Genomic DNA, 23017 nt, shown 5'->3' with positions numbered 1-23017 from the left:
CTGCTTGAGCAGGAGGGCTGCGCCGGTTTATTTTTAATGAACTAACGATTAACAGTAGAGTGCTTTGGAGATGCGGCAAATCATCGTCGACATCCACATACCCGCAGATGAGTACCTAAGCGTCTATCGCGGCAGTGCGAAAAGCGTCAGCGCCGTGAGCCGGGAAGGGCTGAGGGTCCAGTTTCCCGCTAATATTCTGCAGCGCTTCGTAACCCGAGACGGCATTCGGGGCTCGTTTATTATCACCTTTGACGACGCTAATAAATTCCAGTCCATTGAGAGGCTGGCGTAGCGTGGTTTTAATCGTTTTGCGCTAACCAGTCCGGGTGTTGCAGCGCGATCTTCAGCAAAGCGGCGACGCTGATAGCGTCGGTCATTGCCCCGCTGAGCGCCATATCCACTGCTTCTCGCAGCGGCAGGCGACGCACCTTCAATTCTTCCGTGTCATCAGGGCTCCAGCCGACTTGCGTGAGCTTGCGCGCGATATACACCACACCTTGTTCGTCTGTGACGCAGTTGCTCGTATGCAGGCGCATCAACTCTGACAACTCGTCTGCGGCCAGGCCTGTTTCTTCCTGGAGCTCTCTGCGCGCCGCATCGGCGGTCCACTCATCGTGGGGCGCGCCTCCCATGGGAATTTCCCAGGAGTAGCATTCAGTGGCGTAACGATACTGTCCGACCACCCAGGTGTGCCCCTCGTTATCCACCGGAACGATGCCGACAGCTTTATTCTTCATGTGCACCACGCCATAAATGCCAGGCTTGCCGGTGGGAGCGATGACCTCGCGGTGCTCTACCTGAATCCAGGGGTTTACGTAAACCTGATTGCTGGAAAGGGTTCGCCAGGGATTGGTTTCGGGAGAGTCGGACATAATGAACTCCTTGTGCGATTGAAAGCTTGATGGGACGAGGTGATAAGGGTGAGTGGAAACTTATAACAAAAACGCCGGCGGAGAAAAGCTCCGCCGGCGTTAAAGGATAAGTGGTTGCTCGAACCGGAATCAGGAGTGCTTGACGAACCAGTAACGCTCCCAGGCGACCAGAACTCTTTCTGGATACCAGGTTTTACCCAGGCTGCCGTTATAGCGGGCAAGAGCGCGAATCAGGTTGCCTTTTTCCTTGTCCAGATAATGCTTGAGGATGGTGCAGCCGTAGCGCAGATTAGTGGCGACATCGTGGAGGTTGTCATCCGGTCGTCCGATTTCGTTTATCCAGAACGGCATCACCTGCATCAGACCACGGGCGCCGGCGCTGGAGACGGCGTAAGGGTCGAAGCGGCTTTCCACATGCATGACCGCTAAAACAATTTCCGGATTGAGGCCTGCCCGGGTAGCTTCCAAGTGCGCAAGCTTCAGTAGTTCAAGGCGCTGATTGGAGTCCTTGATGTACCTTTCCATGCGGGCGGACATGTCCACCAGCCAAACCTCGGCGTCAAAACGGTCAATGAAACTTTTGGACTCATTGACCGTGCGTTTCAATACGGCCCGTAACTCCGGGTCCGGTTCCTGAGGGCCTGCTGCGAAAGTTGCGACCGGCGCAAGCGCCAGCAGCATGAAAATTCCCAATAGCAAAGACAGGCCCTTGCCGGGAGCGGTGTCCGGGCGCATTGAATAAGTGTACTGCATGATTCAACTGACTATTTTTTCAACTTCTCTTTGATGAAGTTTACAACAGTATCGACTGTCATATCTGTGCTGTCGGTATCACGACGGCCTTTGTATTCGACTTTGCCTTCCGCCAGACCACGGTCGCTGATCACCACTCGGTGCGGAATGCCAATCAGCTCCATTTCAGCAAACTTCACGCCGGGGCGTTCATTGCGGTCGTCCAGCAGAACGTCCACGCCCGCCTGCAGCAGTTCTGCATAAAGGCTTTCTGCTTTCTCGCGCACGACATCGGATTTGTGCATGTTCAATGGAACCAGGGCGACCTGGAAAGGGGCCAGGGCGTCTGGCCAGATGATGCCTTTGTCGTCGTGGCCCTGTTCAATCGCAGCGGCGACCACGCGAGAGACGCCAATACCGTAACAGCCCATTTGCATTACGGTGGCTTTGCCATTCTCGTCCAGGACGGTAGCGTTCATCGCCGTGCTGTACTTGTCGCCCAGCTTGAATACGTGGCCCACTTCGATGCCTTTTTTGAGCACCAGGGTTCCCTTACCGTCAGGGCTGAGGTCGCCTTCCACCACATTACGCAGGTCAGCAGTTTCCTTGATTTCGCAATCGCGCCCCCAGTTAGCGCCAGTCAGGTGATGCCCTTCTTCGTTGGCGCCGCAAACAAAGTCCGCCAGCACCGCTGCGCTATTGTCAACAATAGTGCGTAAGGGCAGATTCACGGGGCCAATGGAGCCAGGTTTGCAGCCCACCGCCGCCTCGATGGCTTCGTCGCTGGCGAGCGTCAACGGAGAAGCCACGCCAGGCAATTTTTCCGCTTTGATTTCATTGAGAGTATGGTCGCCTCGCAGCACCAGGGCGATTATTGGCGCAGACGCGCCATCTTCCGCTTCTCCCAGCACCAGCAGGGTTTTTACCGTTTGCTCGGCGGGCAGATTCAAGAATTCAGAGACGCTTTCAATGGTGCGTTGATTGGGCGTGGCGACTTTCGTCAAGTCTTTGGAAGGCGCAGGGGCCTGTTTCATGGCGCACAGGGCTTCCGCCTTTTCAAGGTTTGCGGCGTAGTCGCTTTCGGTGCTGAAAGCGATCAAATCCTCGCCTGAGTTCGCCAGTACGTGGAACTCATGGGAGGAGGAGCCGCCAATGCTGCCGCTATCCGCCTGCACGGGGCGGAAATCCAGCCCGAAACGGCTGAAAATTCGGGTGTAAGCGTCGTACATGACCATGTAAGTTTCGTCTAATGACTCCTGATTTATATGGAAGGAGTAAGCGTCTTTCATCAGGAACTCGCGCGAGCGCATGATGCCGAAACGGGGGCGGCGCTCATCGCGAAACTTGGTTTGGATCTGGTAAAAATTAGCGGGTAGTTGCTTGTAGCTTTTCAGCTCGTTACGTATCAGGTCGGTGATGACTTCTTCGTGAGTCGGGCCGACGCAGAAGTCACGATTGTGACGATCCTGGATGCGCAGAAGCTCGCCGCCATATTGCTCCCAACGGCCTGATTCGATCCACAGCTCCGCCGGCTGTACTGCCGGCATCAGCACTTCCTGGGCGCCGGAACGATCCATTTCCTCTCTGACGATGTTTTCAACTTTTTTCAGGACCCTCAAGCCAAGGGGGAGCCAGGTATAGAGACCTGCGGCCAGCTTGCGAATCATGCCTGCGCGCAACATCAACTGATGGCTGATGACTTCGGCGTCGGCAGGGGTTTCTTTCAGGGTGGCGATCAGGTATCGACTTGCGCGCATATATCTTCCCAGGAATACAAATAAATAAGGTTAACTACCGGTAATGGTTTATTTTTACTGCCGGACTATTGTAGAAGCGATGACTCCTTGCGTACAGGCGCGATTGTATTAAATGCGAATACTGGCCTGAGGGCGGCCCGACGACCGCCTTGGCGTTCGAATTTATCGCAAATTTCCCCGAAACGATGCGCCCCAGCGGCCTTCGTTCGCGCTATACAACAGTTTGTCATGAGAACGCAACCGGCCTCATGGTTTATGCCATATACCTGCTTGGCAACCCTGGGGCGATGAGGCAAACTCACCAGCGTCCGATGATACAGTTGAGCCTATGATGCTGACCGCGCACGAAATTCAAAACATCATCAGAACCGGCGTGCCGATGGCGGAGACCATCGATTTCCGGGTTGATGAGATCTCAGGCAAGAACGCTATCGCCAGAATCCCGTTTTCAGAAACCTTTGTGCGCCCCGGAGGAACCCTTTCCGGACCCATCATCATGTCGCTGGCGGATGCATCTATGTATGCAATCATCCTTGCGACTTTAGGGCGCGTGGAAATGGCTGTCACCAGCAATTTAAACATCAACTTTTTGCAACGGCCCAAGCCGGAAGATCTGTTGGCGGAGGCGACTCTGCTGAAACTGGGCTCCCGGATTGCATTTTGTGAAGTAAATCTGTACTCGCCGAACAGCGATGGTTTGGTCGCACACGCAACGGGAAGTTACGCGTTGCCGCGGTAAGGGGGGAGGAGCCCGCCAGGCGCGTCGCAGCTAGTAGACTGCTGTACCGCAATAATAGCCGTACCCACAACAATAAAAACCAAATGAAATGATTTTGATCAGAGTACTAACTCAAGAACGATCAGTACTAACCTCGTGGAATAACTACAGGAAGTTATGACTATGAACATTACCGCCAGTAAAAACTCAGAAGCGCTGCAGGAGCTCGAACAGCGCAGGCAGCCCGTGCAAGAACGCAGCCGGGAAAGAGTCGAGCTGATATTAAACGAAGCTGCCATTTTAATCAGTGAAGTTGGCGTGCAGGGAGCGAAAACCTCGGAAATCGCCCGTCGCGCGGGTATTTCCCTAGCGTCTTTGTATCGTTATTTCCCCAACAAGGCCGCTATAGTCAAGGCCTTGGCTGAGCGTCATATCAAAACGCTGAGTACAGTCATGGAGGAATTTGTAAACGAGTTTGATCTGGAGGAGGGGTTTGACAAGCTTATCGACACCTTCGCCCATTTCTATCGATCCGAACCTGGATATAAGGAAATCTGGTCGGGAGTCGAGGCGATGCCGGAGCTTCAGCAATTGGATCTCGGCGAGTTGTTCGACAACGCGCAGGCTATCACCAATCGCGCAAAGCTGCTTTACCCTCAAGTTGAACAAGAGCGTCTGTGGTTAATCTGCGTGATGCTGCCCAGAGCATGCGGAGCCATATTGAGATTGGCTATGACGATGGAAGAGAAGCCTGAGTCGATCATGCTGACGGAATTAAAGCTGATGGTGAAGTCTTATCTGCGTCAACGTTTGGGTGAGCTGGACGCCGCAGCGTAACGTCGTGTGACCGGGGTTCCGCTTTAAGCTGGAGTCCGGGTATAGGGGATGCGGAAGTGGAAAAGGCATCCCCGCCATCGTTCATATATCAGTCTATAACGTCCTTCAGCGCCTCCTCTAGCGTATCAAACTGAAAGCCAAAGTTTTCCTCCAGTAAACGGGCTGGACTTGCCTTTTGTCCTGTCAGCAACATCCTGGACAGTTCTCCCATTGCTAGCTTTAGAGCGAATGCGGGAACAGTGCAGAATGCGGGCCGGTGAAGCAACTGCGCCAGGGTGGACGTGAACTCGGCGTTAGTCACGGGCGTTGGACTGACTGCATTGTATGGGCCTCTGCACGTTGGCGTTTCAAGCAAGTGGAGGAGGACTCTCAGCAAGTCTTGAATATGAATCCAGGGCATCCACTGACGACCATCTCCAAATTTGCCCCCCAGTCCGAGTTTAAAGACTGGCGACATTTTTTGTAGAAAGCCCTCTTTTCCCACCACCAGGCCAATGCGGGCGATGGCGACGCGCATGCCGATACTCTCAGCGCTAAGGGCGGCGGCTTCCCACTCACTGCATAGCTCATGAGTAAACTCGTCATGCGGGGGCGTTTGTTCTGTCACCAGCAGGTCTTGCTGGTCGCCGTAATAGCCCACGGCAGAAGCGGAAACCATAGTCTTAGGTGGCGTTTCCAGCTGTTTGCACATGGCGATCAAGTCGTGCGTCAATGCGATGCGGCTGTGCTTTAGCTTCTGTTTGCGCGCTTGCGTCCAGTGCCTGTCCGCCACAGGTTCTCCCGCCAGGTTGATAATGGCGTCGACAGGCTTTTCTATCAGGTCCGCCCGTAACTCTCCTATGCTGCGGCAGCGTTCTCCCACTAGTTGCGGAACCTGCTCTGGTCTCCTGCTGAATACAGTGGTGTCGTGTCCGCTGGCCCATAGCGCCCGACACAGCTGTTTGCCGATAAACCCTGTGCCGCCGGTCACCAGGATATGCATATTCGGATCTCCTTAATTTCTTCCTTTCATGCTTGAGTAGGCCTCGCGCGGATATCGCGCAGCGGCGATTTGGCCATCTTGTGCCTATTCCGGGGGCTATACAATATTAATCAGGCAGACAAATAGCTTCCTTCTATTTGTCTGCAACGACAGGGCCTGAACACGTCAGGCCCTGTCTCCCGCGGCTGGCCTCCGCGCAGACGCATTCATGCTCCTGATTATTAACATGCCAATATCATTGCCATTTTAATAAGTTTTAGAATTAGAGGCTTATCTAATCTGTGTCGTGTAGCGGTAGCTGAGAAAATTAAGGCTGAGCATGGCGCGTAATGACTGTAGCTACTGCGTGTTGGTTTGAAGTAATTCGCGTACCACATTCTCGACTGCGGCGACAAATAGCGGGTGCTCTCCAAGTGGGGGGAGTAGAGTAATGTCGATCCCGAATTTTTTCGTTAGCGGGGGAATCATGGCGGGAACGTCTTCGCGTAAATGTTTGCCCGCGGCGAAAAATAGAGGCAGGACGGCGATTGTTCGCGCCCCTTGGCTGCTTGCTTTGTTTACGGCTTGTTCCAGAGTGGGCTCGGCGAGCTCCATAAACGCCAGGGATACCTGTGTAGCGTTTTGAGATAGACGCTCTGTGAGTTCAATAAAAGGCTGCAGCCAATTGTTGTCTCGGCTGCCGTGAGCGAGAAGGATCGTGTGGTCGAAAATCATAGCGTATTGACGAATCTCCAATTTATGAGTTTTACGCCGATCTGGAATGTTTGGTTTTCAATTTGCTTGCTGTGGATGCATATAATTGAGAGCTTACCTAGTTTTAAGCCGGAAACGAAAGTTTGTTGTGATGTATTTAAAGATCGATTAAGGGGGGGGATGAATGTGGTCGGGCAGCGAAATAATACGTTATTGGTTTGGCGAGCAGGATGAGAGCGGGCTGCCGCCTCAGGAAAATCTCCGACGTTGGTTTACCGAGGCTAAGAGCTATGATCGTGAGATTCGCCGGCGTTTTTTAACGTCGGTTGTGCTTGCCTCCGAGCAAGGTCTGGAACACTGGCGCGACAGCTCTGATGGCGTACTGGCCTTGATCCTTCTTCAGGATGTTTTTCCTCGTTATATCTTTCGTGGCGGCGCCATGGCGTTTGATCAGGACAAAGAGGCTAGAAAAACGTTGCGGGAAGGGCTTAATAAGGCGCTGGACGTCAAGCTGGAGCCGGTTCACAGGATCTTTTTCTACCTGCCGCTTCTGCATTCGGAGCGAGTGTCCGATCAAGAGGAGTCGGTCGCGCTTTATCGGCAGCTGGTTGCGACCTGTGAAGGTGGTCCGTTAAAGGATTTCGTCAGCGGCTTCGCAAGCAGGGCGGAAGCGAACCGGGATGTTATTCGCCAGTTTGGGCGTTTCCCGCACAGAAACAAAATTTTGAGGCGTGCGAGTCGACCAGAGGAGGTCAAGCTTCTGCTTTCTTACCCGGCCGTTTACGATTAATCCCGCCCGACGGTTAATTTCTTATTCCAGTGCTGTTCGCCTGTGAGGATTTTCTGTCTCCTGGGTCACAATGTTGACCTTTGCTGGCTGAGCCCTGCATCCCCCTTTGTTAACATGCGGGGTTCGTCACAGTTTCCTGGACCTTGCGCCAACGGCTTTTGAGTGACGTCAGGAGCCTGGAAGTAAAATAAGAGTTAGTTATGTCTAGTAGCCTTGAATTGGACTTTCCTGCTGTAGATCAGTCTCTAAGTGAATCGATTCAATATCAGGGAAGAAAGGCCTCAAGGGTCAAGAGCGAGCAGCGCCGCCGTGAAATTCTACAGGCCGCTCTACGTATCGTAGCCAAAGAGGGCGTGCAGGGCGTCAAACATCGCGCTGTGGCGAAAGAGGCGGGTGTCCCACTGGCCTCCACTACCTATTACTTCAAAGACATCAATGAGTTAATAACCGACGCGTTCATGCTGTTTGCGGAAAAAAGCCGCGAGAAGCTGGAGTTCTTTTATTCTGAATTGCGTCGTCTCGCCTACGAATATGACGCCGTCTCTGTCATGGAGGACGAAAAGCGCAAGCGCGAGTTCGCCAATGCGCTGGTGGAGATGGGGACTAACTATGTGTTGGGGCAGGTTCGGCACCATAAATCTGAGTTGATGTCGGAGCAGGCGTTTCTTATGGAGTCCGTAAGAGATGAGAGTCTGAGCGCGCTGGCGAGACGCTATAAAGACGCCTGGTTGTCTGGACTGGTGGACTTTATGCAGTCGCTTGGGTACGAGACCTATGTAGAGGATGCGGCCATTATCATGGGAATGGTGGGCAACCTGGAGCAGGAAGGCGCGCTTCAGGGGGGGAGCATCGATGAAGAAAAGGTGCGCAGGGTATGGCGACGGCTTCTTTATATGATGTTGGATATACGCTAAGCCCCAATATTTCTCCTTTTGTTTTATATGATGAAAAAAATCAAAATAGGGGTTGCGTGCTACGGGCGTGCTAATTATAATGCGCCCACTTCTTTTGAGGAGCACCTCGAAAGAAGTCAAAAAAGCAGTCTAAGTTCATGATTAGATTGTTCTTTTAAGCGGGAATAGCTCAGTTGGTAGAGCACAACCTTGCCAAGGTTGGGGTCGCGAGTTCGAGTCTCGTTTCCCGCTCCAATTTTTCTCTCCGAATTTAAGCTCATCAAACCACCCTTAATCTATATTTTCCTGATTGCGTTGCAATTTCTGGATTTCCGGCGTTTTCCTTAACCATCGTCTAAACTTAAAGCCAAGCGGCCAGAGTGGTCTGTCAGTTGGTTTCTACCTCGGGGTATTGGGTTATGGCGAGTGTTTTGGACTCTGTTGATCAACGCACCAAACTGGTGGGTGAGAATCGCTTGGAGCTTCTCTTGTTCAAACTGGGGATGAGGCAGATTTTCGCGATCAACGTGTTCAAAATTCAAGAAGTGCTCAAGCTGCCCAATTTGACGCAAATGCCCCATCGCCACCCTGTTGTATGTGGCGTTAGTCATATTCGCGACACAACTGTTCCCGTGATCAATCTGTCGCAGGCGATAGGCTTTCGGCCGTTAAAGCCGGACAAGGATTCCACTATTATTGTGACGGAGTATAACCGCACGGTTCAGGCTTTTTTGGTGTCTAGCGTAGACCGCATTGTGAATATGACCTGGGAGCAAATTCTGCCTCCGCCAAAAGGGGCGGGCGGCTCTCATTACGTTACGGCGATAACCCATTACAACGATCAGATTGTTGAGATCATCGACGTAGAGCGGGTGTTGGCGGATATTCGTCCGTATTCCACTGACGTTTCCGACACGGCGCTGACGGAGAATATTCGAAAAGTTGCTCAAGGGAAGGAGGTGTTGTTGGTGGACGATTCGCCGGTGGCGATCAGTCAGGCGATTGGGACCTTGCAGAAAGTCGGGTTGAAAGTGATTACCGCCAGGAATGGCCTGGAAGCCTATAACCTCCTTAAAAAGTGGGCCGACGAAGGCGTCAATGTGCCTGAAAAGCTTTTAATGGTGGTGACTGACGCTGAAATGCCTGCGATGGATGGCTACAGGTTGACCACGGAAATTCGTAATGACCCTCGCCTGAAAGACCTGTATGTGGTGCTGCATACCTCTTTAAGTGGCAGCTTCAACAAGGCGATGGTGGAAAAGGTAGGGTGTAACAACTTTTTGTCCAAGTTCCAGCCTGATGAACTGGCGGCGTTGGTGCAATCGCGGCTTAATTCACTGGCGGCTCGCTAGGGCGTCGCAAAGAGTGCTTCTCCCGGCCCTTGTCCTCCGACTTAGACCTAATTAGACTGCCTGTTTCCGCCTGCATAGAATAGGCTGTTTTTTCGCGTCGACGACCCACGCATTTTGTCCCTTCCCTGTATGTCCAGTGCGCTACGCCTGCATTGAGCCGAGAGCGCGCTTAGGAGAGAGTTATGACGGATATCCGAGTTACTGAGTTAAATATTTACCCCATCAAATCCTGTGCGGGCGTTAGCCTCAGCAAAGTGGCGATTACGAACTGGGGGGCGGATCGCGATCGCCGCTTTATGCTGGTGGATGTGAATGGCAAATTCATTACGGCGAGAAAGCATCATCGACTGGTGTTGGTGAGGGCGGTTACTGCGGATAAGGGGTTGATGTTGTCGGCCCCGGGAATGAGCGGTTTGTATATTGAAGCGCCGGATCAAGAGGGCGTCGCCCTAGAGTCTGTGCAGGTATGGAAAGACGAGGTGTCCGCGTTGTTTGTCGATGCGCGCGCAGATGCCTGGTTCAGTGAGTTTCTGGGCGAGCAGGCGCGACTTGTGTATATTCCCGAGCGCAGTTTTCGGCAGGTTGATCGCGCTTATTATGATGCGCCGCACAAAGTAAGTTTTGCGGACGCTTATCCTATCCTGGCGACTTCTGAATCCTCGCTGGAAGATCTAAATGGCCGATTACGCAGCCCGGTTAAAATGACGCATTTTCGACCCAACATTGTTGTGGCTGGCGCGGAAAGTTTTGCGGAAGATCATTGGCGGCGGTTACGGATAGGCGAGGTGGAGTTCGCGGCAGTGAAGCCTTGTTCAAGATGCGTGTTTACTACGATTGATCCCGCTACAGGCGATAAGTCGCCTGATACTGAGCCGCTGCGCACTTTGGCCTCCTATCGTATAACCGAACTGGGCGCGATATTCGGACAGAACCTGGTGCAGTTGAACCAGGGGGCTATTTGTGTCGGCGATAAAGTGGAGCTGCTCGACTAAGTGCTCGGCGTGCAGTTCTCCTCTTATATAAATGAATTCATAAATTAATAGATTTTAGAAGGTTACGATGGCGTTGCTACGGCTGAAAGATGTTTCCCTGGCGTTTGGAATGGCTCCGTTGCTGGATCATGCGGACTTGGTGATTGAGTCTCAAGAACGGCTGTGTCTGGTCGGCCGCAACGGCGCAGGTAAATCCACACTTTTGAAAGTGTGCGCCGGTGAAATCAAGCCGGACGGCGGAGAAATAAATAGAGGCAGGGATTTGAAAATGGCCTACCTGCCGCAGGAGCTTCCAGAACGGGGCGACGCCAGTGTGCGCTCGGTGGTGGCGGAAGGCTTGGCGGAAGTGGGTGAGTGGCTCGCGGCCTATGACGCGCTGACTCAGCAAGGCGCTGAAGGTAATGTGGCCGAGCTTGAGCGCCTGCATAACAAGATCGAGACTCATGACGGCTGGCGTTTGCGTCAAAAAGTGGAAGCGGTCATGCAACGCCTGGAGCTGCCGGGCGATAAGTCCATCTCTGAACTTTCTGGGGGATGGCGTCGACGTGTGTTTCTGGCCCGCGCCCTGGTGCAGGAGCCGAATCTGCTCATGCTGGATGAGCCCACCAACCATCTGGACATCGACATGATCACCTGGTTGGAGGAGGAGCTGCTGCAGTTCGGCGGCAGCGTACTGTTTATCTCTCACGATCGCGCCTTTATTGACCGTTTGGCGACGCGTGTCATTGAGCTGGATCGCGGTAAGTTGTCGAGTTGGCCTGCGCCCTACGAAGCCTACCTGGCAAAAAAAGAAGAGCAGCTGGCGGCGGAGGAAAAAGAGTGGGAGCGCTTCGACAAGAAACTGGCGGATGAAGAGGTTTGGATTCGTCAGGGCATCAAGGCGCGTCGTACTCGTAATGAGGGGCGAGTCAGGGCTCTGAAGAAGCTGCGAGACGAACGCAGGCAGCGACGAGACCGCGTTGGACAGGTGAGCCTGAAAGTGGATTCCGAGGAGCGCTCCGGTAATCTGGTGGCGGAGCTCAAAAATGTCAGTTTTGGCTACGCAGATCAGCCCAATCTGGTGAAGGATCTGAGCTGGCAGTTGATGCGCAAAGATCGGGTGGGTCTATTGGGTCCTAACGGTTGCGGCAAATCGACATTTATAAAGTTAATCCTGGGCGGCTTGGAGGCGACGGAGGGCGTCATTAAACGGGGCTCCCGGCTGCAGGTGGCTTATTTTGATCAGTTGCGAGGGCAAATCGATCCAGAAGCGAGCGTCTGGGATAACGTCGCCAAAGGAAAAGACTTTATCGAGGTTGGCGGTCGTAACGTTCACGTCACCGGCTACCTGAAAGATTTCCTGTTTTCCCCGGAAAGATTGCGTACTCCGGCCAAGGCGTTATCTGGCGGTGAAATTAACCGGCTGTTGTTGGCCAAACTGTTCACCATGCCAGCGAACTTTTTGGTGCTGGATGAGCCTACCAATGACCTGGATATGGATACGCTGGACCTGCTGGAGAATCTGCTGGCGGAGTTTGACGGCACCATTCTGCTGGTGTCCCACGATCGTTTCTTCATCGACAACGTTGTGACCAGCACGCTGGTGTTCGAGGGAGATGGCAAGATTTCCGAATATCCGGGTGGTTATAACGACTGGTTGGCGCAACGTCCAGTGGTCAAAGCGGAAGCCAAGCCCACTGAACCCAAGGCTCAGGCTGCCAAGCCGAAAACAGCGTCGGACGGCGGCAAAGCGGCCAAGCTAAGCTACAAACTGCAACGCGAACTGGACGCTTTACCCAAGGAAATCGAGCGCCTGGAAACAGAGGTGTCCGCAATGCAGGAAGAGGTGTCCGCCGCTGACTTTTATAGTCGTCCCCACGAAGATGTGAGTCGTGCGCTGACAGCGCTGGCGGAACTTGAGAAAGCGCTGGAGAAGACAATGGAAAGGTGGATGGAGCTTGAAGAAATGGCGGGCGGAGGCTGATTGAGGGTTACAAATTTAAAAATATCGATATCCGCAAATCCGCTACACTTGAGAATAAAGGAGTAATTTCAGCAGCCGACGGACTCCGTTGAGAAAGCTTAGACTTCTGTCGCCTCAATTGATTACGGAGAAAAACAGCAATATGCGGGTGCGTTATGAATTCCGTTTCGACGACAATCGAGTGCTGGATTATGTCATTGAGACGGAAAGAGAAGACAAGAGCATGCACTCAGAGCCGCCCGCAGAGTGGACTGAGCTGAAGAACTGTCAATGCTCGAACTGTCCTCTCAAGAAGGACGCCGAACGCTATTGTCCCGCTGCTCTCGATATGCAGAAGATTGTTGCGGATTTTCGTTCTGAGCCCGCCTTCCAGAAGGTGGAGGTGACGGTCTTCACCAAAGAGCGCAACTACCATAAGCGCACTGGTCTGGAAGAGGCGTTGCGCTCATTGATGGGGTTGGTGATGGCGACTAGCCACTGCCCCATACTCGGCGAGTTAAGGCCAATGGCCATTCATCACATGCCCTTTTCCAGTGGTGAAGAATTCATTCTCCGCTCGGTTTCCATTTATCTGGTGCAACAATATTTCATGTTTCGTGATGGCGGTAAGCCGGATTGGGAGCTGAAAGGGCTGGTGGAGCGCAATCGTCGATTGCAGCTGGTGAATCAGGCGTTGTGGCAGCGCATTCACTCCGCCTGTGACGGAGACTCTAACCTGAAAGCGCTGTTGAGTTTTTTTTCTCTGGCGTCCAGCGTCACTTTTTCTTTGGAGACGCAGCTTCAGAAGCTGCGTAAATCCTTCGAATCCGGAGAATGGGTGGCTCCGCTGTAGCGGAGCGCGTCATTCAGATCCCGTTTATTTTCTAGTCGCTGATGCGAACCGCCAGGACGTCGCACTTGGCTCCATGTAAAACGCCGTTCGCCGTTGAACCCAGTAATAACTGTAATCCGTGGCGGCCATGGCTGCCGACAATGACCAGATCAATCGCATTTTCTTCTGCGTAGCGATGAATTTCACTTTCTGGACGTCCTACCAGCACTGCTGCGGCGCTATTGGTCAGAGTGTGTTTCTCTATCAGTTTTTGCAATTTCTCTTCGCTGTGCTTTTGCAGCTGCTGTTGGATGTCTCCTAAGTCCAAAGGAATGTCGCCGCCATAAGCGTAACTGATGGGTTCGATAACGTGCGTCAGGTGCAGGCGGGCCTGTGTCGCCTGCTGCATTTGCAGGGCTTTGGCGATGACCTGCTCGCCTTCTTCGCTAAGGTCCAGGGCGACTAGAATATTCTTGTACATACTGTGCTCCTTTTGGCTTCTGTATTCCGAAAGTGTTTTCCAAGTGTCCAACTTTTCGGTAGTGTCCGCAAAACTGAAAACAGCTTAATGCTAATGAAAGCCGCACTGAGATGACAGCGGACAAAATCAGGTGAGAAAGAATGCTCCGGGCTCGTAATTATTGCGTCGCCTTGAACGACTTCCAGACAGGATGAATGGCGAATGACGACAGCTTTGATAATTATTTTTTGTGTGGTGGGAATTATCGGCGGCTCAATTTTCTGGGTATTGCCAAGTCCAGAGGAACGGCGCCGTATGCGCCTGCGGCAGCAAGCGCTCGCTGCGGGATTTCGCGTGCGGCGAACGGCCCCGGGAAAGCTGGACGAATCCTTGGAAAGCCTGGAGGCGGACCCGTGGCGCACCCACTTTTACTATAAGGCGCTGCCGCCTTCGAGGGCTCCTCGCAGAGTGTTATATGCTAATGAAGGGGAGAGGTTGAAACAGCTGTCCCTGACAGGAAACTTTCCATATGAATTGTTCTCGGATAATGACTTGAGCGAGTTGGCTTCTCAAGTAAAGGCGATTGAGATAACCGGGCATGAAATCGGTTTTCTGTGGGAGGAGCGCGGAACTGCGGAGGATCTTGAACGGGTGCTGCAGTGTTTTAATCGGCTGGCGGAAGTCGCAGGCGCGCATAGATAGGCGCGCCCTGCGTTTGAATTTGGCGCCAAGGTCTGGGAACGGCTCAGGTTCCGCTGTAGGCTTTGGCGAGATTGTCCAGGTCGCTGATTATTCTTTTTGAATACAGATTTACTACGTAAGAAACGTTGTTCTCGTTGTAGTTGATATAGGAGTTTTTAATGAACTCCCATTTGGTGGAAATAGCGTCCAGAGTCTTGCGCGTGGCCTCAGTGTTTTGTTGTGACGCCATGAGCCGGGCGACATTTTTATCAAAGCTGATTGCTTGAACGTCCATGGGGTCTTCACTTTTGGCCCCCTGGAAGATTTGCGTTACGTTGGATGCGCTGCGGGCGGAGTATTTGGTCAACATGCTTTCCAGAATGATCTTGGAATTACGCACCAGTTCGATTGTTTCCTGTGGGCGGTATCCAGATATCTCCATGGTTTTGTCGTAAGTCCTCTCGGTAGCGCCGACAAGGTCGATGTTCACCTGCGCCATATCTCCCACCAGGCGGAGATCGGGATAGCCAACCTTGACGATGTCGTTCATGTTGGTGTTCAGTAGCTCTTTGTACTTGAGCCACGTGGCGCTCATAACGCTCAATTCTCCCTGCACTTCCACAATGCCATCTTGAGACTCCAGTGCTTTGAAGGCGGCGTTCATAAAGTCGATTTCCTGGCTCACTTCTGACAGGATGTCCTTGTCGCCGGGATTCAGGGTGAAGTTGTAATACGCATTGATGGTTTGATACGAATGCGCTTGCACATCGTGCAAGTGCTTGAGAATGGCTTCGGCCTGCGTGTTGTTCAACGCAAATGAATGTGACGAATACAGGGCGAGAAGTGCAAGAAAACAACACCAGAGAGGATTCCGGTGCATACCCGATTGGCTCATAGACACGCTCTCCAGGAAAGTTGGGCGCAGAAGGCCACCTGCTATTTTTATAATTATGTTTCCGACTTGTCGGTGCGGCTTCCCACTATTTTTTTAAAATTATTTCCAACGACGCCTTCAATGGCCGGCCTGGCTACCAGCTGCCGGTTTATAAATAGAAAAAATAGGGGAAATGCCTGCGCTAGTCAAAAAGTTATAAGCTTATCGTCCTATTGTACGGGTGCGCTTCAAGCGTATTCAGGGACGTCTAACTTAAAAAGTGAGGTGAAATATACTGCATAATTTCATGAAAAATAAATCTTAAAAATTTTTAAAGCGGCTGAAAATGACATAAGTGTAAGCAATTATTGACAAAAATCGGCGCCATTTTTAGGGGAAGAGATTGACAAACGGGCCAAAATTATCCATGTTGTTGCGACCTGATTCAAACGAGCGTATGAATTGTTGTTCGATGCATCGGCTTTGATTCCGAAGCTCCGGAGAAGGGCGGCCCGGCAAGGCGTCCGTTGGGACCCGTAAATAGGGCAATAAACCAGTGCTAAACAATGCTTGGAGATCCGTTGATGATTTACGCAGGTAAAGCCATCACAGTCAAAGAGATCGAGGATGGTATCGCAGTACTAACTTTCGATTTGCAAGGCGAGTCTGTAAATAAATTTAACCGCTTGACGCTGACTGAGTTGGCGGAAGCGACCCAGAAACTACAAAGTCAACAAGGCGTTACTGGCCTTGTCGTTACCAGCAACAAAGATTGTTTCATCGTTGGCGCTGATATCACTGAGTTCCAGGAACTGTTCGCCGGCTCTGAAGAAGAGTTGGTCGCCAACAATCTGGAAGCCAATAAGATTTTCTCCGCTGTTGAAGATTTGCCGTTTCCCACGGTGACCGCCATTAATGGCATCGCTTTGGGCGGCGGCTTTGAGATGTGTTTGTCCACTGACTTCCGCGTCATGTCCACTGGTGCGAAAGTCGGTCTGCCGGAAGTGAAACTGGGAATTTTCCCAGGGTTCGGCGGTACAGTACGTTTGTCCCGCCTGGTTGGCGCCGACTACGCGATCGAGTGGATTTGCGCGGGCGGTGAGAAGCGAGCTGAGCAGGCGTTGAAAGAAGGCGCTGTGGATGCGGCTGTCGCGCCTGAAAAACTGATGGACGCGGCGTTGTCTGTGTTGCGTCAGGCCATCGAAGGCAAGCTGGATTATAAAGCGCGTCGGGAAGAGAAAACCGGCAAGCTGAAGTTGAATCCGATGGAAAGTATGATGGCGTTTGAAACCGCCAAAGGCTACGTGGCGGGTCAGGCCGGACGTAATTATCCGGCGCCTGTTGAAGCCATCAAGGTAATGCAAAAGCATGCGGGCATGACCCGTGACAAGGCGATTGAAGTAGAGGCCAAAGGTTTCGCGAAAATGGCGAAAACCTCCGTGGCGCACAGCTTGATCGGCTTGTTCCTGAATGATCAGGAGCTGAAGAAAAAAGCGAAAGATCTGGAGCCTAAGGCCAGCGAAGTCAAACAAGCGGCGGTATTGGGCGCGGGCATTATGGGCGGCGGCGTGGCGTATCAATCTGCGCTGAAAGGCACGCCTATCCTGATGAAAGACATCAATCAGTCCGGTATCGATCTGGGTCTGAAAGAAGCCAAGAAACTGCTGACCAAGCGCGTCGACAAGGGGCGCATGAATGCAGGGGAAATGGCGGATGTTCTGAACCGTATCACTCCGGCGCTGAGCTACGGCGATTTCGGAACGGTGGATCTGGTGGTTGAAGCAGTTGTTGAAAACCCGAAGGTCAAAGACATCGTGTTGCGTGAAGTGGAAGACTTGGTGCGTGAGGATACTATCCTGACCTCCAACACCTCCACGATCTCCATCAATCGTCTGGCGCAGAACCTGAAGCGTCCGGAAAACTTCTGCGGCATGCACTTCTTCAACCCGGTGCACATGATGCCTCTGGTAGAAGTGATTCGCGGCGAGAAGACCAGTGAAAAAGCCATCGCCACTACTGTCGCGTACGCCAAAGCGATGGGTAAAACGCCTATCGTGGTGAATGATTGCCCTGGATTCCTGGTGAACCGTATTTTGTTCCCTTACTTCGGCGGCTTTATTGGTTTGGTGCGCGACGGCGCTGATTTCCAGCAGGTCGACAAGGTGATGGAGCGTTTCGGTTGGCCGATGGGTCCGGCTTACCTGCTTGATGTAGTGGGTATGGACACGGCGAAGCACGCTGGCGACGTGATGGCGGAAGGTTTCCCTGATCGCATGAGCTACTCCGAAACAACCATTATCGACGTCATGTTCGATAAAGGTCGTTACGGTCAGAAGAGCGATAAAGGCTTCTACGCATACGAGCTGGATAAGAAAGGCAAGCAGAAGAAAATTGTCGATGACAGCGTTGACGCACTGATTAAGTCCGTGCAGAAATCTCAGCGCGACTTCTCTGAAGAGGAAATCATCGAGCGCATGATGGTGCCTTTGTGCATCGAGACCGTTCGCTGCCTGGAAGACGGTATCGTCGAGACTGCGGCGGAAGCGGATATGGGCTTGATTTTCGGCATCGGATTCCCTCCATTCCGTGGGGGCGCGTTGCGCTATATTGACTCTCTGGGCGTGGAAGAGTTCTGCAAGATCGCTGACAAATATGCGGATCTGGGCGCTCTGTATCATCCGACCCAAGGGCTGCGCGACATGGCTAAGTCCGGCAAGAAGTTTTTTGGCTAATTGCTGATAGAGAATTCCCGACGGAGAAAATGATATGAGTCTGAATCCAAGAGACGTTGTCGTTATCGACTGTGTTCGCAGCCCGATGGGGCGCGCCAAGGCGGGATGTTTCCGCAATGTGCGCGCGGAGACGCTGTCAGCGACGTTGATTGACGCATTATTCGACCGCAATGACAAAGTGGACCCTGCGGAAGTTGAAGATCTGATCTGGGGCTGTGTAAACCAGACCCTGGAGCAGGGCTTCAACGTGGCGCGGCAGATTTCTCTGCTGACCCGCATTCCGCACACTTCGTCAGCGCAAACGGTAAACCGCTTGTGTGGTTCCGCCATGTCCGCGATTCATACTGCGGCGCAGGCGATCATGACGGGCAATGGCGATGTGTTTGTGGTGGGTGGCGTTGAGCACATGGGGCACGTGCCCATGACTCAAGGCTTCGATCATAATCCGGCTGCAAGCAAGTATTCCGCTAAAGCGTCCAACATGATGGGCCTGACGGCGGAAATGCTGGCCAAGATGCATGGCATCAGCCGTCAGCAACAGGATGAGTTCGGCGCTCGCTCCCACCGCTTGGCGCACGAAGCCACGCTGGAAGGACGCTTTCGCAATGAAATCATCTCTATTCAGGGGCATGACGACGACGGCTTCCCCGCGTTGATCGAGAACGATGAAACGATTCGCCCTGAAACTACGGCTGAAAGTCTGTCGCAATTGCGTCCCGCTTTTGATCCTAAGAGCGGTACAGTTACGGCGGGTCAATCTTCTCAGTTGACGGATGGCGCTTCCGCCATGCTGCTGATGTCCGCGGAGCGCGCTCAGGCGTTAGGCCTGACGCCAATGGCGAAAATCCGCTCCATGGCTACAGCCGGATGTGATCCCGCTATCATGGGTTACGGCCCGGTGCCGGCGACCAAGAAGGCGCTAAAGCGCGCAGGACTGAAAGTGGAAGATATTGATTTCTGGGAGCTGAACGAAGCTTTTGCTGCGCAGTCTCTGCCAGTTATCAAAGATCTGAAACTGATGGACGTGGTCGACCAGAAAGTTAACCTGAACGGCGGCGCTATCGCCTTGGGTCACCCTCTGGGTTGCTCTGGCGCGCGTATCTCCACTACCTTGCTGAATGTCATGGCCGCTAAAGGCGGTACGCTGGGCGTATCCACCATGTGTATCGGTCTGGGGCAGGGTATTGCGACGGTTTGGGAGCGTATCTAATACGTTGACGCTTCGGCTTGGGGAAACCTGAATCGGAAGCAATGAAATCCGGCGTCCCGTAAGGGGCTCCGGATTTTTTTATGGATGAAGTGGAGTTTGGGGAAGGCTTTTTACTGAGTTTCCTGAGAGCGATTCTGGGTTTCTCCGTCACGCATCAGATTTTTGATCTTGTCGGATATCTCTTTGATCTGCTCGTTCTTGTTAGGGATTTCCTGGCGTGTGCGCTTGAGCGCCTCGCGGGCGTGCTTGAAATGCTTTTCTGCGCCGGCCTTGTCATTCTGGGCCGCCAGACTTTCCGCCATCTGCAGTTGGCTGCCAACCTCCACGTCAAGCGCCATTTTTCGTAGATGTTGACTGTATTCCTCGTAGAGAGGGACGGGGAGCGAGCCGCGCAGCTTGAAGCGTTGCAGTTTTTGCAGGCACTCGGAAAGCGAGCGTTGAATGGCGGCGATCGCCGCATCGCTGGCCACCGTCTTTTGCGCCTGAGGGAGTAGAACGCCGGTTTTTAAATCACGCTCTCTTTGCTTCAGGTTGTCCAGTAGGACGCGCAGCTCTTCTGATTTTCGGTCCATTTTTGTCATGGACTGGGCGATCTCAACCATGGCGTGATTGAGACTGATGGCGATATTGGCGGAGTCATCCACTCGCATGATGACTTGAAATAACGAGTTTATTTCTTCGTATTTTTGTTTTAACGATTTAAGTTGGCTTTGACGATAAGCTAACGCCTGCTGTCGCGAGTACATAACGCCGCTAACGATAATAGAGACGGTTATGAAAACTGCGAGCAGGACGATTAAGGTTGTCATATAAAAGGCGGCGAAAACGCTTATTAATTAATGTGTCGGTCTTATTAAGTGTTAACGACATTGCGGGGTAGGGCAAGTTATCGGAGTTAAATAGACGCCGACAAATCGGGCCTGACCGGCTATTTTTACTTTAAATACCAGATTTTCTGGCAATCACTTGACCCGTCGACTACAACCTCTAATATATGACGGCTATTTCAACTAGGAGCAAAGAACCATCCGCTATGGGTAAATCGCTGGTAATCGTGGAGTCCCCTGCAAAGGCAAAAACCATAAACAAATATCTTGGTTCGGAATATGTAGTTAAATCCAGTGTGGGGCATATTCGTGATTTGCCGACCAGTGGAGGTAAGGAAACATCATCTCCGAAAGAGCGTGCGGCGGAAGCGGCGAAAATGCGCAAGCTGCCTGCTGAAGAGCGCGAAAGCATCAAGAAACGCAAGGCCAGGGATCAATTGATCTCTCGTATGGGCGTCGACCCTGAAAATGATTGGGCGGCCCGCTACGAGATCCTTCCAGGTAAAGAAAAGGTTGTCGAAGAGCTGAAGCGTCTGGCGAAAAGCGCCGACCAGATCTATCTCGCAACGGACTTGGACCGCGAAGGAGAGGCTATCGCCTGGCATCTCAAAGAATCTATTGGCGGCGATGACTCCCGTTATCGCCGCGTGGTCTTTAATGAGATCACTAAGTCCGCTATTACTGAGGCGTTTAAAAGCCCCAGTCAACTTGATTACAATCGAGTAAACGCCCAGCAGGCGCGCCGCTTCCTTGATCGCGTGGTCGGCTATATGGTGTCGCCGCTGCTGTGGTCCAAGATCGCGCGTGGTTTGTCCGCAGGGCGGGTGCAATCCGTTGCGGTGCGCCTGATTGTTGAGCGTGAGCGTGAAATTCGCGCCTTTACGCCGGAAGAATACTGGGAATTGCATGCGCTGCTGTCCAAGAGTAAGCAGCAGGCTAAATTCCAGGTCGCCAAATATAAGGGTGAGAACTACCGGCCCACTAACAAAGAGCAGTCTGAAAAGCTGACTGCGTTGCTGGAGTCGCAGGCGTTCAAGGTTGTCAATCGCGAGGATAAGCCGTCGGTCACTAAGGCTCCGGCGCCATTTATCACTTCTACCTTGCAGCAGGCGGCGAGCACCCGTTTGGGGTTTAGCGTCAAGAAGACCATGGTGTTGGCTCAGCGTCTCTATGAGGCGGGTTACATCACTTATATGAGAACGGACTCCACCAACTTGTCTGCGGATGCGGTGAGCGCCTGTCGTGAATTTATCGGCAAGAAGTTTGGCGATAAATATCTGCCTGAAAACCCGAAAACCTACGTGAGTAAAGAACGGGCCCAGGAAGCGCACGAGGCGATACGTCCTTCCGATATCAATGTAGGCTCTAATCAAATCTCCGGTCTCGAAAAAGACGCTGAGAAGCTGTATGACCTCATTTGGCGTCAATTCGTGGCCTGTCAGATGGAAAATGCGCGCTTTCTGAGCACTAGCATTCAGGTGCAGGCAGGGGACTTTGAGTTAAGGACCCGCGGCAGGCTTTTGCAGTTTGACGGTTTCCTTAAAGTGCTGCCTGCGCAAGCGAAGAAGGATGATGAGGCGGAGTTGCCTGCATTCGAAATTAACGATCAGTTGGATCTGGATAAACTTGAGCCGACTCAGCACTTTACCAAGCCTGCCCCTCGTTACACTGAGGCGACATTGGTGAAGGAGCTGGAAAAGCGCAGCATTGGACGCCCTTCCACGTACGCCTCAATCATTTCCACCATTCAGGAGCGTGGCTATGTGAAGTTGGCCAACCGTCGTTTCTATGCGGAAAAGATGGGGGATATCGTAACGGATCGCCTGACGGAAGCGTTTACTGATCTGATGGATTACGGTTTTACGGCGAAGATGGAAGGTCAGCTGGATGAGATCGCCTCTGGTAGTGAGGGGTGGAAGCAGGTGCTTAACGCTTTCTACGCCGATTTCGCCAAGAAGCTGGAGAAGGCGGATACGGAAGGGGGGATGCGCGCCAATCAGGCGGTGCAGACGGAAATTACATGTCCGACCTGCTCGCGTCCAATGCAGATACGCACTGCTTCTACTGGCGTGTTCCTTGGTTGTTCCGGTTATGCGCTGCCGCCGAAAGAGCGCTGTAAGACGACTATCAATCTGATTCCTGGCGATGAAGTGATTCGCGCGGACGATGAAGAAGGCGAGGCAAATGCGCTGCGAGCGAAAAAACGCTGCCCTATTTGCGATACCGCTATGGATAGTTACGTCATTGACGAGACCCGCAAGCTGCATGTGTGTGGCAATAATCCGGATTGTGATGGCTACGAGATTGAAGGTGGTCAATTCAAGGTGGCTGGCTATGATGGTCCGGTGTTGGAGTGCGATAAATGCGGCGCTGAGATGCAGCTCAAAACCGGTCGCTTTGGGAAGTACTTTGGCTGCACCAGCTCGACTTGCGGCAATACCCGCAAGCTGTTGAAAAATGGCGAGCCTGCGCCGCCAAAGATGGAGCCTGTGGTTATGCCGGAACTGGCGTGCGACAAGGTTGACGATATCTTTGTGCTGCGTGACGGCGCCTCTGGTCTGTTTCTGGCGGCGAGTAAGTTCCCCAAGAATCGGGAAACGCGGGCCCCGCTGGTGGAGGAGTTAATTCCCCATAAGAAGGAAATTGACCCTAAATATCACTACCTGCTGGATGCGCCTACTCGTGATCCGGAAGGAAATCCGGCGATTATTCGCTTCAGTCGCAAGACCAAGCAGCAGTATGTCATGTCGGAGAAGGGGGGTAAGCCCACTGGTTGGTCGGCTTTCTACAAAGATGGAAAGTGGGCGGCTAAAGACAAGTAGTCTGTAGGCGCTAAAAGAA

At 52.7% G+C, this 23017-nt stretch carries 21 protein-coding genes and 1 tRNA gene; 14 read left to right on the top strand and 8 right to left on the bottom strand.

The genetic code is table 11. The features are described from left to right. Positions 1-70 precede the first annotated feature (70 nt). The gene (locus tag AC2IBB_RS24320) at positions 71-292 is read left to right on the top strand and encodes a DUF2835 domain-containing protein (RefSeq protein ID WP_486329299.1); all 222 of its coding nucleotides are present in this window, start codon (positions 71-73) and stop codon (positions 290-292) included. A gap of 7 nt (positions 293-299) precedes the next feature. On the opposite strand, the gene AC2IBB_RS24315 is transcribed toward AC2IBB_RS24320, so the two are convergent. From AC2IBB_RS24315 to AC2IBB_RS24305, 3 genes are all read right to left on the bottom strand, one after another. After that, positions 300-872 carry an NUDIX domain-containing protein gene (locus AC2IBB_RS24315; RefSeq protein ID WP_486329298.1) on the bottom strand — a complete coding sequence of 191 codons (573 nt, stop codon included), beginning with the start codon at positions 870-872 and terminating at the stop codon, positions 300-302. 129 nt (positions 873-1001) lie between these two features. After that, positions 1002-1625, bottom strand: coding sequence for a lytic transglycosylase domain-containing protein (locus AC2IBB_RS24310; RefSeq protein WP_486329297.1), 624 nt, complete (start codon positions 1623-1625; stop codon positions 1002-1004). 11 nt (positions 1626-1636) lie between these two features. Further along, positions 1637-3361, bottom strand: coding sequence for a proline--tRNA ligase (locus AC2IBB_RS24305; protein ID WP_486329296.1), 1725 nt, complete (start codon positions 3359-3361; stop codon positions 1637-1639). Positions 3362-3689: 328 nt separating this feature from the next. Here AC2IBB_RS24305 and AC2IBB_RS24300 point away from each other — a divergent pair, with 328 nt between their 5' ends. Both AC2IBB_RS24300 and AC2IBB_RS24295 read left to right on the top strand, forming a co-directional pair. Continuing rightward, on the top strand, positions 3690-4100 hold the full coding sequence (locus AC2IBB_RS24300) for a PaaI family thioesterase (RefSeq protein WP_486329295.1): 411 nt from the start codon (positions 3690-3692) through the stop codon (positions 4098-4100). A 162-nt stretch (positions 4101-4262) separates the two neighbouring features. After that, positions 4263-4916: a TetR/AcrR family transcriptional regulator gene (locus AC2IBB_RS24295; protein ID WP_253938430.1), complete on the top strand. Its 654-nt coding sequence runs from the start codon at positions 4263-4265 to the stop codon at positions 4914-4916. 88 nt (positions 4917-5004) lie between these two features. Here AC2IBB_RS24295 and AC2IBB_RS24290 read toward each other — a convergent pair whose 3' ends face one another. Both AC2IBB_RS24290 and AC2IBB_RS24285 read right to left on the bottom strand, forming a co-directional pair. After that, positions 5005-5898 (bottom strand): TIGR01777 family oxidoreductase, encoded by an 894-nt coding sequence (locus AC2IBB_RS24290; RefSeq protein WP_486329294.1) that lies wholly within the window; start codon positions 5896-5898, stop codon positions 5005-5007. A 339-nt stretch (positions 5899-6237) separates the two neighbouring features. Beyond that, on the bottom strand, positions 6238-6612 hold the full coding sequence (locus AC2IBB_RS24285) for a sirohydrochlorin chelatase (RefSeq protein WP_486329293.1): 375 nt from the start codon (positions 6610-6612) through the stop codon (positions 6238-6240). A 163-nt stretch (positions 6613-6775) separates the two neighbouring features. Between AC2IBB_RS24285 and AC2IBB_RS24280 the strand changes: the two genes are divergently transcribed. From AC2IBB_RS24280 to AC2IBB_RS24250, 7 genes are all read left to right on the top strand, one after another. Next, a complete protein-coding gene (locus AC2IBB_RS24280; protein ID WP_486329292.1) occupies positions 6776-7381 on the top strand; it encodes a DUF924 family protein in 606 nt (201 codons plus the stop codon). A gap of 200 nt (positions 7382-7581) precedes the next feature. Continuing rightward, the gene (locus AC2IBB_RS24275) at positions 7582-8295 is read left to right on the top strand and encodes a TetR/AcrR family transcriptional regulator (RefSeq protein ID WP_486329291.1); all 714 of its coding nucleotides are present in this window, start codon (positions 7582-7584) and stop codon (positions 8293-8295) included. A gap of 158 nt (positions 8296-8453) precedes the next feature. Beyond that, a tRNA-Gly gene (locus tag AC2IBB_RS24270) sits at positions 8454-8529 on the top strand. 164 nt (positions 8530-8693) lie between these two features. Next, the gene (locus AC2IBB_RS24265; RefSeq protein ID WP_486329290.1) at positions 8694-9626 is read left to right on the top strand and encodes a chemotaxis protein CheV; all 933 of its coding nucleotides are present in this window, start codon (positions 8694-8696) and stop codon (positions 9624-9626) included. A 182-nt stretch (positions 9627-9808) separates the two neighbouring features. After that, positions 9809-10618: an MOSC domain-containing protein gene (locus AC2IBB_RS24260; protein ID WP_486329289.1), complete on the top strand. Its 810-nt coding sequence runs from the start codon at positions 9809-9811 to the stop codon at positions 10616-10618. A gap of 67 nt (positions 10619-10685) precedes the next feature. Continuing rightward, complete coding sequence (locus tag AC2IBB_RS24255) at positions 10686-12581, top strand: ATP-binding cassette domain-containing protein (RefSeq protein WP_486329288.1); 1896 nt, start codon at positions 10686-10688, stop codon at positions 12579-12581. Between the two features lie 88 nt (positions 12582-12669). Then, entirely contained in the window at positions 12670-13413 is a 744-nt protein-coding gene (locus tag AC2IBB_RS24250) for a DUF6901 family protein (protein ID WP_486329287.1), read from the top strand. A gap of 31 nt (positions 13414-13444) precedes the next feature. Here AC2IBB_RS24250 and AC2IBB_RS24245 read toward each other — a convergent pair whose 3' ends face one another. Continuing rightward, positions 13445-13873 carry a universal stress protein gene (locus AC2IBB_RS24245; RefSeq protein WP_486329286.1) on the bottom strand — a complete coding sequence of 143 codons (429 nt, stop codon included), beginning with the start codon at positions 13871-13873 and terminating at the stop codon, positions 13445-13447. Between the two features lie 201 nt (positions 13874-14074). On the opposite strand from AC2IBB_RS24245, the gene AC2IBB_RS24240 reads away from it, so the two are divergent. Next, positions 14075-14554, top strand: coding sequence for a hypothetical protein (locus tag AC2IBB_RS24240; protein ID WP_486329285.1), 480 nt, complete (start codon positions 14075-14077; stop codon positions 14552-14554). A gap of 43 nt (positions 14555-14597) precedes the next feature. Here AC2IBB_RS24240 and AC2IBB_RS24235 read toward each other — a convergent pair whose 3' ends face one another. After that, on the bottom strand, positions 14598-15428 hold the full coding sequence (locus AC2IBB_RS24235) for a hypothetical protein (RefSeq protein ID WP_486329284.1): 831 nt from the start codon (positions 15426-15428) through the stop codon (positions 14598-14600). Positions 15429-15991: 563 nt separating this feature from the next. Here AC2IBB_RS24235 and fadB point away from each other — a divergent pair. After that, positions 15992-18139: a fatty acid oxidation complex subunit alpha FadB gene (fadB, locus tag AC2IBB_RS24230; protein WP_486329283.1), complete on the top strand. Its 2148-nt coding sequence runs from the start codon at positions 15992-15994 to the stop codon at positions 18137-18139. Between the two features lie 34 nt (positions 18140-18173). After that, positions 18174-19349: an acetyl-CoA C-acyltransferase FadA gene (fadA, locus tag AC2IBB_RS24225; RefSeq protein WP_486329282.1), complete on the top strand. Its 1176-nt coding sequence runs from the start codon at positions 18174-18176 to the stop codon at positions 19347-19349. A gap of 110 nt (positions 19350-19459) precedes the next feature. On the opposite strand, the gene AC2IBB_RS24220 is transcribed toward fadA, so the two are convergent. Further along, positions 19460-20158 carry a hypothetical protein gene (locus tag AC2IBB_RS24220; protein ID WP_486329281.1) on the bottom strand — a complete coding sequence of 233 codons (699 nt, stop codon included), beginning with the start codon at positions 20156-20158 and terminating at the stop codon, positions 19460-19462. 224 nt (positions 20159-20382) lie between these two features. On the opposite strand from AC2IBB_RS24220, the gene topA reads away from it, so the two are divergent. Beyond that, positions 20383-22998: a type I DNA topoisomerase gene (topA, locus tag AC2IBB_RS24215; protein ID WP_486329280.1), complete on the top strand. Its 2616-nt coding sequence runs from the start codon at positions 20383-20385 to the stop codon at positions 22996-22998. Positions 22999-23017: the final 19 nt, after the last annotated feature.

The sequence above is a fragment of the Hahella sp. NS-SX17 genome (assembly GCF_057367735.1).
This window is presented reverse-complemented; position numbering and strand designations above follow the sequence as displayed.

Coding starts and splice junctions, on each gene's coding strand:
- AC2IBB_RS24320 (WP_486329299.1), top strand. CDS start 71: ATGCGGCAAATCATCGTCGACATCCACATACCCGCAGATGAGTACCTA.
- AC2IBB_RS24315 (WP_486329298.1), bottom strand. CDS start 872: ATGTCCGACTCTCCCGAAACCAATCCCTGGCGAACCCTTTCCAGCAAT.
- AC2IBB_RS24310 (WP_486329297.1), bottom strand. CDS start 1,625: ATGCAGTACACTTATTCAATGCGCCCGGACACCGCTCCCGGCAAGGGC.
- AC2IBB_RS24305 (WP_486329296.1), bottom strand. CDS start 3,361: ATGCGCGCAAGTCGATACCTGATCGCCACCCTGAAAGAAACCCCTGCC.
- AC2IBB_RS24300 (WP_486329295.1), top strand. CDS start 3,690: ATGATGCTGACCGCGCACGAAATTCAAAACATCATCAGAACCGGCGTG.
- AC2IBB_RS24295 (WP_253938430.1), top strand. CDS start 4,263: ATGAACATTACCGCCAGTAAAAACTCAGAAGCGCTGCAGGAGCTCGAA.
- AC2IBB_RS24290 (WP_486329294.1), bottom strand. CDS start 5,898: ATGCATATCCTGGTGACCGGCGGCACAGGGTTTATCGGCAAACAGCTG.
- AC2IBB_RS24285 (WP_486329293.1), bottom strand. CDS start 6,612: ATGATTTTCGACCACACGATCCTTCTCGCTCACGGCAGCCGAGACAAC.
- AC2IBB_RS24280 (WP_486329292.1), top strand. CDS start 6,776: ATGTGGTCGGGCAGCGAAATAATACGTTATTGGTTTGGCGAGCAGGAT.
- AC2IBB_RS24275 (WP_486329291.1), top strand. CDS start 7,582: ATGTCTAGTAGCCTTGAATTGGACTTTCCTGCTGTAGATCAGTCTCTA.
- AC2IBB_RS24265 (WP_486329290.1), top strand. CDS start 8,694: ATGGCGAGTGTTTTGGACTCTGTTGATCAACGCACCAAACTGGTGGGT.
- AC2IBB_RS24260 (WP_486329289.1), top strand. CDS start 9,809: ATGACGGATATCCGAGTTACTGAGTTAAATATTTACCCCATCAAATCC.
- AC2IBB_RS24255 (WP_486329288.1), top strand. CDS start 10,686: ATGGCGTTGCTACGGCTGAAAGATGTTTCCCTGGCGTTTGGAATGGCT.
- AC2IBB_RS24245 (WP_486329286.1), bottom strand. CDS start 13,873: ATGTACAAGAATATTCTAGTCGCCCTGGACCTTAGCGAAGAAGGCGAG.
- AC2IBB_RS24240 (WP_486329285.1), top strand. CDS start 14,075: ATGACGACAGCTTTGATAATTATTTTTTGTGTGGTGGGAATTATCGGC.
- AC2IBB_RS24235 (WP_486329284.1), bottom strand. CDS start 15,428: ATGAGCCAATCGGGTATGCACCGGAATCCTCTCTGGTGTTGTTTTCTT.
- fadB (WP_486329283.1), top strand. CDS start 15,992: ATGATTTACGCAGGTAAAGCCATCACAGTCAAAGAGATCGAGGATGGT.
- fadA (WP_486329282.1), top strand. CDS start 18,174: ATGAGTCTGAATCCAAGAGACGTTGTCGTTATCGACTGTGTTCGCAGC.
- AC2IBB_RS24220 (WP_486329281.1), bottom strand. CDS start 20,158: ATGACAACCTTAATCGTCCTGCTCGCAGTTTTCATAACCGTCTCTATT.
- topA (WP_486329280.1), top strand. CDS start 20,383: ATGGGTAAATCGCTGGTAATCGTGGAGTCCCCTGCAAAGGCAAAAACC.